This window comes from Hyphococcus sp. (genome assembly GCF_965267305.1).
GTDB lineage: Bacteria > Pseudomonadota > Alphaproteobacteria > Caulobacterales > Parvularculaceae > Hyphococcus.
This window is the reverse complement of the sequence record NZ_OZ253945.1, coordinates 2,144,379-2,158,667: the sequence shown is the minus strand read 5'-3', so window position 1 is coordinate 2,158,667 and position 14,289 is coordinate 2,144,379. Positions and strand designations below refer to the sequence as shown.

Below are 14,289 nucleotides of genomic sequence, written 5' to 3'. Positions count from 1 at the left end.
GCCGCAAAATCGAGCACAGAACTGAAGGTTATGTCGGCGATGAATACTGCGCTTGAAGACCCCAACATTCAGTGTCTTTGCCGGACGCTTGATCGGGAAAAGCTGTATGCGACCCTAGCGGCGCAGACCGGCTCCGATATTTTTCGAGAATATTTCACCGGATCGCATTCTTCTGTTTTCGCCGATACGCCGGTCTTCATCGGGCGCGAGCACGCAGAAACAATGCGCAGTGTTATTTTGGCGATAGAGACGATTGCGCAAGCGCCGGAATACCGCCTTGCAGTGGCCGGTCACGCGCGGGACATTGCTGAATTCGATCCGGGCGCGCGTGGCGTCTTGATGGGATATGATTTTCATCTCGGGCCTGACGGCCCAAAGCTTATTGAAATCAACACCAACGCCGGTGGCGCCTTAATCAACGCCTACCTCGCCCAGGCGCATCGCGCGTGCTGCGGGATGACGGCGAATGCTGAGCCATCAGGCTTACAGTCTATTGATCCCGCGAATGCAATTTTTGAAAGCTTTATCGGCGATTGGCGCCGCCAGCGCGGTGGCGCGCCGCTCAAAAAAGTTGCGATTGTCGATGAAGATCCGGAAAGCCAGTTTTTCTATCCCGAATTTCTCTTATTCAAGAACCTGTTTGAGCGTCGCGGCGTGCGCGCTGTCATCGCTCCGCCGGAGGCGTTTGAGCATCGTGATGGCGCGCTTGTTTTCGATGGTCGCTCCGTCGATCTTGTCTATAATCGCCTGACAGACTTCGCCTTCAAGAAAGATCAGTCCGCTACGATCCGATCCGCCTATCTTGCCAACGATGTCGTGGTCACGCCAAATCCGCGCGTTCACGCCCTACTGGCGGATAAGCGCAACCTAATCTTTCTGTGCGACGAAGATCGTCTGCGGCAATGGAACGTCGATGATAATACGATTGAATTACTGACGGGTGCGATTCCGCGCACCGTGGTGCTTGACCCTAGCCGGGCTGACAGTTTTTGGGCTGCTAGAAAAAAACTGTTTTTCAAACCCGCTGCCGGTTACGGCGGCAAGGCCGCCTATCGCGGCGACAAGATCACGCGCCGCGTATGGGAAGAGATCGTCCAAAGCGAATATGTCGCCCAGGAAATCGTTCCGCCGGGCGAGCGCAATGTACGCCTCAATGAAGACGTTAAGACGATGAAAGTCGACATCCGAAATTACACCTATGACGGATCAATTTTGCTTACTGCGGCCCGCTTATATCAGGGGCAGACGACAAATATGCGAACGCCGGGCGGCGGGTTCTCGCCAGCTTTTGTCATTAATGCTGATGCATACTGTAAGCATTGCACCATCGATTAGAGAGCACGAAGTTTCCTTTCGTGAGCGGAGCAACATGCGCTTCGGGTTTGGTGCCTTTTGGCATACGGCAGATTATCCTGATCGCGCGCCGCTAATAGGCGGCAAGTATATTTGGCGTAGAATTATTCTATCCGTTATGCGATCACTTCACGTCGATGGGTTGCCGATGCCGACCTGCGGTCGCCGGACTTCCGCGAAACAGTTTTCTGAGCCCGGCATTGATTGTGTCTGTCGGTCGAATGACAGCGATTCAGATATTTGGGTTGTTTGAACGGCCAGTTGGCAAATTCCAAAGCGCCCGGGCTGTCTATTTGTTGACGCAAAAATCGGCATGAATCCGGTCACTGACCTGAATATATTAGATTATTATGTTATTTGGGTGCGGCGGTGCACCGGGAAGATGCTCTACACGCCATAACCTCTCTTGACCTCCGCAGATTATGTATATACATATTAATTTTTTATCCGGGGAAGCGGGCGGGCAAAATTGGCGTTTGGAGCAGCAATCCAATCTCTGTTGAAGCTGATCGCGGCGATCTCAGTAGCCTTTTCGCTGTTTGTCGATTGCTGCGGCGGCCACATTTGCGACAGTCGAGATCGCCCGCAACTTCACGATGCGGTTCCAATCGCGCACCATGACTCTGCGCCGGGTGCGAAAAATTCAGAAGCTCATCCGCATCATTTATCTCGTGAACACGCCGGACCAGACTCCGACCAAGATCCCGCCGGTCACGAAGAAAAACCGTGTACAGATAATGAGTGCGTGCAGCCGGCCCTGCAAACGCAGGTTGATTTGTCGAAAGACATCAACAAGACGATTTTGAAGCATGTTATACTTAACAAAGGCATTTCTTGGATAGATCTAATTTCGCCTGCGCCGCAGCGAGCGTGGCGACGACGCGAATTCAACATCCCCTGGCAAGTCAGGCCAGTTTTCCTCGTGACCCAGCGTTTCCGACTTTAGCGCGCAAGCGGCCCTCCGATACGGCGAGGGGCGATCAGTAGCTTTGCAATTGTTGGGAAAAATGGGCTGCGCTGGCCCGAGGAGAAATCATGAATAGGAATATGCGTTTTGCGATTGCGCTATTGGGCGCAACCGCGTTGGCGCCGGTTAGCGGCGTTAGCGCGCAAGAGAGTGCGAAAGACGGCGATCAGATTCTGGTCACCGGCAGCCGCGTCAAGCGATCTGATTTGACGAGCGTCGGTCCGGTTACGGTTCTGACCGAAACCGAGATCGCCAATACCGGCGTCACAAATCTTGAGACGCTGTTGCAGAGAATTCCTGCAGCGGCGGGCTTCGGCGGCAATGCGAACGCCGCGTATTGGGTTTCGAATGGTTGGGGCACAGCTCAGATCAATCTTCGAGGGCTAGGCATAAACAGGACATTGACGCTCATCAACGGCCGACGCGTCGTGTTTGGCGGCACCGGAGCGAACAGCTCGGTCGATTTGTCCCTTGTTCCGGTATCGATGATATCGCGGATTGAAGTCCTGAAGGATGGCGCCTCGGCCACTTACGGTGCGGATGCAGTCGCGGGCGTCGTCAACCTCATCACCAAGTCCGAATTCGAAGGGCTGGAGGCGAACGCCAAATTCGGCATCACTGATGAGGGAGATGGTGAAGAATATCTCGCTGACCTCATCTGGGGGGTCAACAGTGACCGCGGCAATATTGTTGTCGGCATGAGCTATCAGAACAATAAAGCCGCTCCGCTTGCTGACAAGAGCAGAGCGCCATGTTCGCTGGCGGACGATGGAATGGGTAATCTCGTCTGTCAGCCGGGCAGCTCGTCAACAATTGGGGGGCGCGCCACGCTGCCCGCAGGGGCGATGCTCCCGGATGGGACAATTTTGACAGCGCCGACCCGGATCAATTTCAACCAGGATCCGAATGGCGATGGGGATTTCTATGAAATCTTCGACATCAATAAACACGGATTCAATTTCAATCCGTATTTCAACGCAAGCAACCCGGTTGAGCGCCTGAGCTTTGCTACTTTCGGACGGTTTCACCTGACCGATACAATCGACGTGATCGGAGAACTCCTGTACACGAAGAAGTGGTCACACCAACCGGCTTCTCCGGCGACGTTGACTGATATTCCGTTCTCGGCGAGCCACCCGACCAACCCGACCGGTGTGGACTTCGTTCTGGAGCGCCGGCGGCTCCTCGAAAACGGCGCTCGCACTTTTGAGCAGGAGACGGACACCTATCGCTTGGTCACCGGTATCGAAGGCCGATTGGGCGAAGACTGGAGCTACGACGTCACCTTCAATTGGGGACGCAATACGGGCTCGGACGGGATCGCCAACAATATCAATGTCGGAAGGCTGGCTGAAACACTTGATCCATCCATTTGCGGTTCGGGCGGCGTTCCTTGCGCGGATATTCTCGGCTACGGCGATGTGACACAGGATGTGCTCGACTACATTGTTTTCAATCAGGTTGGCCTGGGGGGCAATGAGCAAATCAGCGTCACAGCGAATATGAGCGGCACTGTCTTCGAACTGCCCGCGGGACCGCTCGGGACTGCGTTTGGTCTCGAATGGCGACAGGAAAAGGGCTGGCGCAACCCTGACTCGCTTGCCGTGGCAGGGCTCGCGCTCGGCAACCAGGAGGACCCGATCAGCGGCGAGGTTGTCGCGAAGGAAGCCTACATTGAATTCAATGTTCCGGTTATTCGAGATGCGCCGCTTATTCGCGCTTTGGATGTGGACCTCGCATATCGCTATTCAGACTACGATCTGTTCCGCAGCGATTCCAACTACAAGGTAGGGCTAAACTGGCAGATAGTCGATGCGCTCAAGGTTCGCGGAACATACACCACCGCCTTCCGTATTCCGAATGTCCCTGAGCTTTTCGGCGGCGTTTCGGAAGGCAATCTGACGACGGTTGATCCGTGTTCCGGATGGTCGTCACTCGCTCCGTCCAGCGTCGTATATCAGAACTGCCAGGCTGCAGGCGTTCCGGTTGGATTTGTCCAGCTTGGAAATACAATTCTTACGGATCGGGGAGGAAACCCGAACCTGCAGCCAGAGGACGCGCGTTCGTTCACTGTTGGTCTTGTCGCTGAGCCTTTCAGCGGATTTTCATTCACGGCGGATTACTTCAACATCAAGATAGATAACGCCGTGCGTGAGACGCCAGGCTCGACAAAACTGGCGTTTTGCTACAATTCGCAGAATCTCTCGCACCCATTCTGCGGACCTGAGCACCATACGCGCAATCCTTTGAGCGGCGACGTCAATTTCTTGTCGACGCAAGCATCGAATACCGGCCGCGAGGAGATGAGCGGTATTGATCTGGGGGCCGTTTATAATTTTGACGGCTTCGGCCTGTCCCACAGCGTCAATGCGCAAATGACGTATCTCCTGAAGTATGAAACCACAGCATTCGATGGCGATGCGCCGTTTATAATTGACGGACGGATCGGCGGCGGAAACGGCGGTTATCCGCATGTCCGAGCAAACAGCTCATGGACTGCTTATGCCGATCGCTGGTCTGCGACCTACTCCGTGCAGATCATTGGCGGCGGCCGTGACTTCAATGCGACGTCCGGCCTCGGTTCAGTAATCGACATGGAAACCTACCATAATGTGCAGTTTTCGTATGACGTGACAGACCAACTCCGGTTCGCTCTTGGAGTTGATAACCTCTTCCAAAACGATCCGCCCTTCGTCGCGAGTTGGACCGACGGAAACACGGACACGATGACCTATGACATGCTAGGTCGCCGCGGATATGTGCGACTGACCTTCAAGTCCAACTAAATTTGCGGATGACAGGCGGCGCCGCATGCGCCGCCTGTTTAACATGTTCTCCGGAGAAACTTCATGAACGCGGCCAAATTTAGAAGCTGGCACAAATGGCTCTTTTTGTTGTTTGGCGTACAGATGCTGATGTGGATGATCGGCGGCTTCTATATGGTCGCGGTTCCGTTGACGATTATTCACGGCGATCATCTGATTAAAGAGGACAGGCCCGTCGCAGTCTCGGCGGCGCCAGACGCCGACGACCTGAAACGCATACTGAACGCCACTGAGAATGTTGTCGGGATCGCGCCGGCGCCGCAAATCGGCGAAACGGTTCTGAAAGTGCAGTTCGTGGACCAGTCGAGGCTTTACGATCTTGCCACAAACGCTTTTATCGCTTCACCCGGCGCCAATGATATTGAGCGGATCGCGAGGGAAATTTTTAAAGACGATACGGCGGATGTCGCCGTCGATCTTCTGGCCGAACCGCTCAGCGAACTGCAGGGAAGGTCCATGCCCTTGTGGCGCGCGGAGTTTTCAGGGCCGTTTCGTCCGACGCTTTATTTCTCTCCGGAGACCGGAGAACTCGTTTCACGGCGGCATGATCTGTGGCGCGTTTTTGATTTTATGTGGATGCTCCACATCATGGATTATGAGGCGCGGGAAAATATCAACAACGCGCTTTTGCAGGTTTTCGCCGGTATAAATCTGATTGCTGTCATCTCGGGTCTCTTCCTCGTTTACCATACGGTCAAGAAAAACCGTGGGGCGAACAAGGAAAATAGATCCTCGCTAATAGCAAGCCTGCATAAATGGTTGGGCCTGATCATCGGCGTCCAACTATTCATTTGGGTTGCAAGCGGGCTTGGCATGAGTCTGATCGCCAAGGACGTGATAGACCCATTACGGATAGTGGAAAAAGAAGAGAAGCAGTTTCTTGAAGCGACGGATATTGGCCGCGGCGCAGAAGAGGTCCTGGCGCCATCCGGAAAGTCAACATGGGCGCTGGAGATCATCAATAGGGATCCCGTATTTGTTATTGAAGAAAACGGAAATCTTGAAGCCCGGCGCGCCATCAGCGGCGAGAAACTCGAAATAGGCGAAGCGTCTGCTCGCGCCATCGCCAATGATTTATACGCCGGGAATGGCGCCATCAGAACTGTAAGATACCTATTTCGGCCCGGCGTGGAAAACAGAACGTTTCCCGGTCCGGCCTGGCGCGTGGATTTTTCCGACAAGGCAGGAACGACGTTTTATATTTCTGCGCAAACAGGGGAGCTTCAGGCGTCGCGCAACAATCTTTGGCGTCTTTTCGATACGCTCTGGATGCTGCACATGATGGACTATGGGCGTACAAACAGTTTTAACGCCCCCTGGATCGTGCTTGCCGGCCTTGCAAGCGTGTTCATCGGACTTAGCGGCGTTATCTTGGTGACAAGGTCGTTTCGAGCGACGGACTTTGTCCCGTCGGTTTTGCGGCCGGCCTACGCTATCAGTGTCGATTATGCAGGAAAGCCGGAGGGGCCCAGGCGATTAACCGCGCGGCGAGGGGACACCCTTTTCTCGGTCTTGCAGAAAAACAAAATCGCTGTCGCTTCATCCTGCGGGGGAGGCGGGACATGCGGGCAATGTGTGGTGGAAGTAAGAAAAGGGTCTCCACAAATCTCGCAGGCGGATCGCCGGCATTTGACGCAAGAGGAAATAAAGAACGGCGCGCGCCTTTCCTGCCAGCGGCGCGTCTACACAGATGAAATCATTGTCCTTCCGGAACCATTGAGTTTTGTCGGGGCAACGATCATCGAGAATCGCGAACTTTCGGCTGGAATGCGCGAAATCATCCTGCAACTTCCATCGCCAGAGGCGCACGCTGCCGGACAACACCGCTTTTTTGAGGCGCCCGCCTATCACCTCGACAAGGACGAAGCGCAATTCGCCACAGGCGATATGCGAGCGAAGCAATTCGTCAACAGGCGGGAGGTCTTGCGATCATACTCAATGTCTGCGCCTTCCGGCGATGGAAGCGTCATGAACTCATTTATCGTCAGGAAAATGCCGGCCCCGAAGAGGGGCGCGCCGCCTGGCGTCGGGGCTACATTTCTGTGTTCCAGGCGCCCGGGAGATATTGTTAGAATATCCCAGCCGAGAGGCGCGTTTCGCATAAGCGACAGCGACAGTCCAGCCGTGCTGATCGGCGGCGGCGCTGGCATGGCGCCATTGCGGGCGATGATCCTGGATTTGTTGTCGGTCAGAAATGATCCACGGCGAATTGCGTTCTTTTACGGGGCGCGAAACACGCCTGATCTCATTTTTCTTGCTGAATTCGAAACCCTCGCCGCAAGACATTCGAATTTTTCTATCGACTGCGCCATTTCCAATGGTGAAGGCGCGGAGGGCCGCTGGCCGGTTTCTCACATCCATGAACTGGCGCGCGAGAAGATAACTGAGGCCGGATCGCGAATCGAAATTGCATCGTGCGAGTTCTATTTATGCGGACCGCCGATCATGCTTGCCGCTACCGAAGCAATGCTTGCGGAGCTAGGCGTGAATAAGGAAAGAATCTTCATCGACGATTTCGGAATTTGAAATCCGAGCCGGTACGGCGCGCGTCCATACGCTGCTCATATCGGGTATATCACGCGATTTCCGAGTTACGCTTTTGATAAATCTCTGAGCCTCTGTTGCTATAATTGGTGTGGAAGGACACTCGATTTCTTTTCCGTCGTTTCAGTCATAGGTTGGCGAGGCTTTTGAGCCCAATGGTGGCGTCCGACAAGGTAGTTCCGCCTTCAAGAAGAATCTGTATCACCAGCGTCTAGATCCTCGTTCGCATTTGATAACCGGGGCTATAATACAGCTGCATGTGAGTGATATATTCGTCCTCAAGCCAGGTGGTGCGGTCGACCGCGAACAGCGCGGCGCCCTGCGCTACGCCTAATATTTCGGCTTGCCGTTTACCGGCGTGTAGGGCGGAAAAACACACCTCGCCGCTTGAATACGGCACATGCCGAACCAGCCATTCATTTGCGCTGACCTTGTAAAGCGGGGCTTCCAATATTTCCGGAACCGCCGTCAGATTCACCCAGCGATCCTCATAAGCGTAGGGTCGCCCCGAGGCGAGGTGAACTGTTTCAAGATGCAGGGCCTGCGCGCCACGGTGAAGCCGAAGGGTTTGGGCGATTCGCCTTGGCGCAGCCTTGGTTTCCTGCGCAATGAGATTGGCCGTATAAGCATGGCCTCTCGCCTCGACCTCAAGTCGCACAATTGGGATTTCGAATTTTGCGCGTCGCGTCGGAAGTTCTTTTACGCGTGTGCCGGCCCGGCGTTTTCGCTCAATAATCCCCTCCTCGGCGAGCGATTGCAGCGCGCGATTTATTGTCGCTCTTGCGCAGTCATACTCGGCGGCGAAATCCACTTCCCCAGGCATTGTTTTGCCCGGAGCCCATTCCCCTTCCGAAATGCGTTCTCGAATGGCCTCACGAATCGCAAAATAGCCGCGTTCCCTCACGACGCCGTTCCCCGCCGTTCAGTAGACCGTCCGATCTGACCCGTCATGCCCAGCCGGCAATTCCCACAATTAACGCCGACGCTGCGCACCGTCGATTGGATGCAATTTGAAGAATAGCGTTCATTTTGCCCCCGCCTATAATCTTATTTTATTGTGCATACATAATAAGAGAAGTACGGGTCATTTCAAGACAAATCGCCATTATTCCTAAGCCTGTGGCGCCGCCTCCGAAAATTGCGCATCTTTCTTGACCGCAATTATCAAGTTCTCCTCGCAAATGATTCATTGCTGTCCCAATCGGCATATCCCTTGCGCTGAAAAATCAACACTCAAGAACAACTTAGAAAAGCGGATTGTTGCCAGCTATATTAGTCGACGAATGCGCTGGCTCAGCGTCTAACCCGATAATAGTTCTGGGCAGACATCTCCGCACTTCTGAGATGCATTTCGCGCGCTAACACGGAAACTCGAGTGCTTTGGTAAACGCGGCAATAATCATACGGGGCGGTCAAAATATGCGCGATCAGAAACGCTGCCGGAAACCATAGGCCGGCATATTCAGCCACTTGCCAAGTAAGCGCAAAGATGCCGGCGTCGATCATGACGCCGGTTCCCATCGCTACGGTTCCGTAGAGTGTGAGGCTTCCTTTTTTGTAGTCGCTCTTCCGCTGCTGGTCGTCCATCAGTGCTCGTGCTCGCCGGTTATCGGCGCAGAAGACCAATGGATGTGGACAATGCGCCAACGATCGTCGTCGCGGCGGAGCACCATGGTTTCCATCATCCGCGAATGCACGTTCTCGCCACGGAAGGTTCCATGGACCTGCGATTCAGAAATGACGGTCGCGAGATCATCTTTGGCGATGACGTCGCGTTTCTTAAGCGTGAAATCGACCGCCGCGGTGAACGCCATATCAGCCGGCATGTGATGGCCGGCATATTCGTCAACGGAGCGTTCGGCACCGCCGCCTTCAGCGATGATGACATCGGGCGTCAAAAAAGCCCGCAAGGTTGTTTCGTCACCGCCGCGTAAAGCGGCGCCATAGGCCTCAACGACGGCTTCTGGCGATCCGGCCTCCACATTGCGTTCTTGACTGCCCTGAGCTGTAGCATTGTTGTCGTGCCCCCCATTGGGATGCTCGTGCCCGTCTGCGCTGGCGTCAGTTTGCTCATTTGTTTCGTTATGGCTGTGCTCATCGCTGCTTTCAGCCGCCGACATATCCATGCTCGCCATGTCGCCTTCGGCAGTATCTGAGTCATGATGTCCATCACTATTGTCGTGACCACCGGCTGCAGTTCCACCGTCTGCTTCACCATGCCCCTGACCGGGCGCGTGTTCATGATCATGGCCTTCGCCGGTGACTGCCGGCATGCTTTTCACGCCCAGCCCATACCCATACACAATCTTTCCTCCCCACCAGGCAGTAGCGGTCAATGAGAGCGCGGCTGCCGTAAGCAGAACGAGGAAGATTGGCGATGCGGCCTTTTCTCGTGTTCTCCAGCGCCAAAGTGCGAGGAGCAGAATCGCTGCGCCTGATGGGACCGCCCAATTGCGATGGACTGTCATCGCCGCATGAGATGGCCCGTCATGCGCCACAGTGTAATATGCCTGAAACCCGGCCGCGATCGTGGCAATAATTGCGAGCGCGCCAAATGCGAGCATCCAGTTTGCCGCCGGCTGCAGTGTTGCGCGCCACCGGCTGTCATGCGCGAAAGTTGCGAGCAAATAGGCCACGAGCGACGTGATCGACAACGCGTACGCGAAGTGAACGAGTATTGGATGAACATTCGGTTCAATCATATTTTCCATGAGGTTTTCCTTCCTAAAACCAAAGTCTCAAACCGGCGACGAACGAAACAGCGCCCGGAATTTCGCCGTCGGCGCGCACCAAGTCCGCGGTTTCTCCGACGGAACGCGTCCATGAAACGCCCACATAGGGCGCAAACTGACGCTTGATTTCGTAGCGCAGCCGGGCGCCGATTTCCGCGGTCGACAAGCCGCTCCCGACGCCGATCTCGGGAACGGATTGCACTGCAAAGTTCAGTTCCGTGCGCGGCTGTAGAATAAGGCGCTGCGTGAGAAGCAGCTCATATTCGGCCTCAAACCGGGCCGAGACATCGCCGTCGCCGCTCACGAACAGCGCGCCATCGACTTCGAACCAGTAGGGGGCCAGCCCCTGTACGCCGATCACGCCGAATGTGCGGTCCGAGCCGGCGACAAAATCGTGCCGCACGCCCGCCTGAACATCGAAATAGCGTGCGATCGGCCGTGTCCACAACGCCTGAAGCTCCGCCTCGTCGAAGCGGCCGGCATTGAAATCATATTCAAGCTCAGGCTTGACTGTCAGTCTGTTCCGGTCGCCGCCCCACCATGCCTGGCCGTCAAACAGAAGCAGCGGATCGCCGTCATTCGTTTGATATTCAAGCCGGTCAGCGAGCAGGTAGTAGGTAACCGCGCCGCCGTGTTCTTCCTGCACGGCGCGCCGCGCCTCGGCCATTGCCGCCGGTCCATAATAGCTGTCGGCTTGCGACCATGGCGGCGATTGGTCTTGCGCATACGCCGCAGTCTGGAACGATAAGAAAAGAACGGTGGACGCAGTTGAAAGAATTTTGTTCCGGGTCATCAGTGCTTGCTCCCATGATTCATTGCAGCGTGACCGGGAGCTGCATCTGTCTTTGTCATCGTGCTTTGCTCCGACATCTCCATCGAACCATGATCCATTTTCTTGTGGTCCATCTTCATGGGCTCCGCGGGTTTTGGCGGCGCTCCCGCATCGTTATCGCGCGGCAGCAGCGAAACGACCTGCATCATGCCGGCGTGCATGTGGAAGAGGAGGTGGCAGTGAAACGCCCAGTCTCCCACATGCTCGGCCGAAACATCGAAGGACAGCTTGTCGCCCGGCTTGACATTGACTGTGTGCTTGCGTGGCTTGTGGTCGCTCTCGTCGACCACCAGATCGAAGAACATGCCGTGCAAATGGATCGGGTGCGTCATCATCGTGTCATTAACAAGCGTGACGCGGAGCCTCTCGCCTTCATGAAAGACAATCGGCTTTTCAACGGCGGAAAATTTCACGCCGTCAAACGACCACATATAGCGCTCCATATTTCCGGTAAGATGAATTTCCATCTCCCGTTCCGGAGCGCGCGTGTCGGGATTGCGCTCCAGGCTCCTCAGCTGCGAATAGCGCAGCGCGCGGTGCGGCACGTTTTCGAGACCAAGCCCCGGCTCATCGAGCCTGTTGGTCGGCGCCATGGCGACATTGTCGACGCCAACGCCGGTCTTATGATTGTGCTCCTGCATCGCGCCGCCGGACATGTCATGGGACATTCCTGACATTCCTGACATTCCGGGCATGCCGGCCATTTCCGCTTTCGGCGCGGCAGGCGTTTCCATGCCGGCCATTGAGCGGTGGTCCATGGCGCTGTTATCCATCGTAGCGGCTTTCTTATCGCCATGGCCCATGGATCCGTGATCCATGCCCCCCATGCCCATGTCCTTGTGGGTCAGCAGCGGACGTTCGCGCAGAAGCGGCGCAGTTGCGCGCATGTCTCGCTCAGGCGCGAAAGTCGCCACAACCTGGCCATAGCGATCTATCGCTTCGGCGACGATCGGGAAAGCGCGGACGCTTTTGGGTTCAACGATGACGTCGTAAGTTTCCGCAACCCCGATCTGGAATTCATCCGTTTCGACCGGCTGCACATTTAGTCCGTCGGCGGCGACGACCGTCATCGGCAATCCGGGAATGCGGAAATTGAATATCGTCATGGCCGACGCATTGATGATGCGCAGCCTTACGCGCTCCCCGACTTCGAAGATGGCATTCCAGTTATCGGCCGTCGAATGGCCGTTAATGAGATAGGTGTAGGCTGCCGCGGTGATATCGGAGATGTCGGTAGGCGACATACGCATCTGCCCCCAGGACGCCCGGTCCGCGAGGGTGGCTCGAAGTCCGTTGCTTTTGGCGTCTTTTACAAAATCCGCAATCGTCCGCTGCTGAAAGTTGTATACTTCGTTATCCTTTTTGACCTTCGCGAAAATCTCATGGGGATGAGCGAAGGTCCAGTCGGACAGGACCAGGACATATTCGCGGTCGTATTGAACCGGGTCCGCACCGGCGGGATCGATGATCAGCGGTCCGTAATGGCCGCTTTGTTCCTGCAGGCCGGAGTGAGAATGATACCAATAGGTGCCGGATTGTGGGACCGAATATTCGTAGGTGAAAGTCTCGCCCGGCTTGATCCCGGGGAAGGAAACGCCCGGCACGCCGTCCATGTAGAACGGCACAAGAAGACCATGCCAATGGATTGATGTATCCTCTTCGAGCATGTTCTTGACGCGCAGAGTCAGTTTTTCACCTTCCCGAAAGCGCAAGAGCGGGCCCGGCAGCGTCCCGTTGATGGTTATGGCGTGGCCAGAACGTCCGCCAATATTAACTGGCGTATCGTCGATTGCGAGATCGAATTCCGACCCGGCGATTTCAAAGATGCCTTTGTTCCCCGAGGATGCGCTTCGCGCCCAGGCGGGCACAAGACCCAAGGCGCTTGCGGTAGCGCCGCCGGCAATTGTTGATTCTAAGAAACGTCTTCTGGTGAACACGAGGCTATCTCCATTTCTCAAATATGCGAAAAGGCGGCCCGCCTTGGGTGCGCGGGCCGCTCGCAAGCTCAGTGATGTCCTTTGTGCGCTTCTTCGCTTTTTCCATGGGAGGAGTGATCCATGCCGTGCATGTCGCCCATGCCTTCCATGTCGCAGGAGCGGCCGTCTTCCGCGGCGGCTTTCATCGCGACGTCGTGCATGTGCGCCATGCAGGCCTCGTGGGCGCCATCCTCGACGTCTAGCGAGCACATCGCGGCGATCGAATAGGATTTGTCCTTTTCGGCTTTCAGTAGGAAATGGACGCGTTCGCCGGTTGCAAAAGCGCTCAGATCGACCGGTTTTTTAATTGCGAACTCCATCCTCATTTCGGGCCAGCCGATTGAGTCTATCGGTTTGTGCGAGATGGCGGCTTTGGATTTTTTAACATCGATCGCGTCGATGACGCCTTCACCCATATGCATACCGCAGTGATCGCTGTTTTCCATCATCGCGCCATGCTCCATAGCGGCATGATCCATCTTTTGCTCCGGTGAAACAGCGCCTGCAGGCGACAGCATAGAGGCGGCGCCGATTGCGGCCGCGAATGCGCCTAGTTGTTTTTTCATAAACACCTCCTTGGGGTTGGATAAATCAACATTGAAACGGACCTAAATAAGGCCATAACTAGCCGACATCAGCGGAGTCGCGGCTAGCATTATTTTCGGCCCATTAGCGCGCATCGGTCTCGCATTCATGGCCATGATCGTCGTCATCACCGCCATGATCGTGGCTATGATCTGCATTTTCCTTGTGATCGTTGTCGTCTGACGCCGGATCGTGAGCGCAGTTCTTATCGGCTGCGTCCTCCGAATGTTCAGCCTTATGATCTGCGTCATGCTCAGGATGGCCAGCATAAGCCGATACGGAGAAAACCGCAGCGGCGAAAACAACCGAAATGAGAGTCAGGATTCTGTGCACGGGATGGCTCCTTCTAAAAATAGCGTAACTGATTTGGGACCTGTACTGGGGTCGAACGGCGCCCGGCGCTTTTAGGGGGAGTTCAGCGACCAGGCGCCGCCGCATTCACGCGCATGCAGAACCGCTTCTGCACGCGCGCAAT

11 protein-coding genes are annotated in these 14,289 nt (G+C 55.5%); 4 read left to right on the top strand and 7 right to left on the bottom strand.

Annotated features, from left to right (window positions below; translation table 11 throughout):
• Positions 1–30: 30 nt before the first annotated feature.
• The 4 genes from ACQY5P_RS10155 (at position 31) to ACQY5P_RS10140 (ending at position 7,671) form a co-directional block, all read left to right on the top strand.
• Complete coding sequence (locus tag ACQY5P_RS10155; RefSeq protein WP_428406748.1) at positions 31–1,335, top strand: hypothetical protein; 1,305 nt, start codon at positions 31–33, stop codon at positions 1,333–1,335.
• Between the two features lie 487 nt (positions 1,336–1,822).
• A complete protein-coding gene (locus tag ACQY5P_RS10150; protein ID WP_428406747.1) occupies positions 1,823–2,299 on the top strand; it encodes a hypothetical protein in 477 nt (158 codons plus the stop codon).
• Positions 2,300–2,388: 89 nt separating this feature from the next.
• Positions 2,389–5,106, top strand: a complete 2,718-nt coding sequence (locus tag ACQY5P_RS10145) for a TonB-dependent receptor domain-containing protein (protein WP_428406746.1) — start codon at positions 2,389–2,391, stop codon at positions 5,104–5,106.
• Between the two features lie 63 nt (positions 5,107–5,169).
• Positions 5,170–7,671, top strand: a complete 2,502-nt coding sequence (locus ACQY5P_RS10140) for a PepSY domain-containing protein (protein WP_428406745.1) — start codon at positions 5,170–5,172, stop codon at positions 7,669–7,671.
• 229 nt (positions 7,672–7,900) lie between these two features.
• Here the strand turns inward: ACQY5P_RS10140 and ACQY5P_RS10135 are convergent, their stop codons facing one another.
• From ACQY5P_RS10135 to ACQY5P_RS10105, 7 genes are all read right to left on the bottom strand, one after another.
• A complete protein-coding gene (locus tag ACQY5P_RS10135; protein WP_428406744.1) occupies positions 7,901–8,593 on the bottom strand; it encodes a GntR family transcriptional regulator in 693 nt (230 codons plus the stop codon).
• Positions 8,594–8,982: 389 nt separating this feature from the next.
• Entirely contained in the window at positions 8,983–9,276 is a 294-nt protein-coding gene (locus tag ACQY5P_RS10130; protein ID WP_428406743.1) for a hypothetical protein, read from the bottom strand.
• A complete protein-coding gene (locus tag ACQY5P_RS10125) occupies positions 9,276–10,400 on the bottom strand; it encodes a DUF2231 domain-containing protein (protein ID WP_428406742.1) in 1,125 nt (374 codons plus the stop codon). Before ACQY5P_RS10125 ends, ACQY5P_RS10130 begins: the two co-directional genes overlap by 1 nt.
• 13 nt (positions 10,401–10,413) lie before the next feature.
• On the bottom strand, positions 10,414–11,214 hold the full coding sequence (locus ACQY5P_RS10120; protein WP_428406741.1) for a copper resistance protein B: 801 nt from the start codon (positions 11,212–11,214) through the stop codon (positions 10,414–10,416).
• Positions 11,214–13,190, bottom strand: a complete 1,977-nt coding sequence (locus tag ACQY5P_RS10115) for a copper resistance system multicopper oxidase (RefSeq protein ID WP_428406740.1) — start codon at positions 13,188–13,190, stop codon at positions 11,214–11,216. Before ACQY5P_RS10115 ends, ACQY5P_RS10120 begins: the two co-directional genes overlap by 1 nt.
• A 68-nt stretch (positions 13,191–13,258) precedes the next feature.
• Positions 13,259–13,795 carry a copper-binding protein gene (locus ACQY5P_RS10110; protein WP_428406739.1) on the bottom strand — a complete coding sequence of 179 codons (537 nt, stop codon included), beginning with the start codon at positions 13,793–13,795 and terminating at the stop codon, positions 13,259–13,261.
• A gap of 103 nt (positions 13,796–13,898) precedes the next feature.
• Positions 13,899–14,147 (bottom strand): hypothetical protein, encoded by a 249-nt coding sequence (locus tag ACQY5P_RS10105; protein WP_428406738.1) that lies wholly within the window; start codon positions 14,145–14,147, stop codon positions 13,899–13,901.
• Positions 14,148–14,289: the final 142 nt, after the last annotated feature.

What these genes read in the sequence shown, in the direction of transcription:
- ACQY5P_RS10155 (WP_428406748.1), top strand. Translation starts at nt 31, where the DNA reads ATGTCGGCGATGAATACTGCGCTTGAAGACCCCAACATTCAGTGTCTT.
- ACQY5P_RS10145 (WP_428406746.1), top strand. Translation starts at nt 2,389, where the DNA reads ATGAATAGGAATATGCGTTTTGCGATTGCGCTATTGGGCGCAACCGCG.
- ACQY5P_RS10140 (WP_428406745.1), top strand. Translation starts at nt 5,170, where the DNA reads ATGAACGCGGCCAAATTTAGAAGCTGGCACAAATGGCTCTTTTTGTTG.
- ACQY5P_RS10130 (WP_428406743.1), bottom strand. Translation starts at nt 9,276, where the DNA reads ATGGACGACCAGCAGCGGAAGAGCGACTACAAAAAAGGAAGCCTCACA.
- ACQY5P_RS10125 (WP_428406742.1), bottom strand. Translation starts at nt 10,400, where the DNA reads ATGGAAAATATGATTGAACCGAATGTTCATCCAATACTCGTTCACTTC.
- ACQY5P_RS10120 (WP_428406741.1), bottom strand. Translation starts at nt 11,214, where the DNA reads ATGACCCGGAACAAAATTCTTTCAACTGCGTCCACCGTTCTTTTCTTA.
- ACQY5P_RS10110 (WP_428406739.1), bottom strand. Translation starts at nt 13,795, where the DNA reads ATGAAAAAACAACTAGGCGCATTCGCGGCCGCAATCGGCGCCGCCTCT.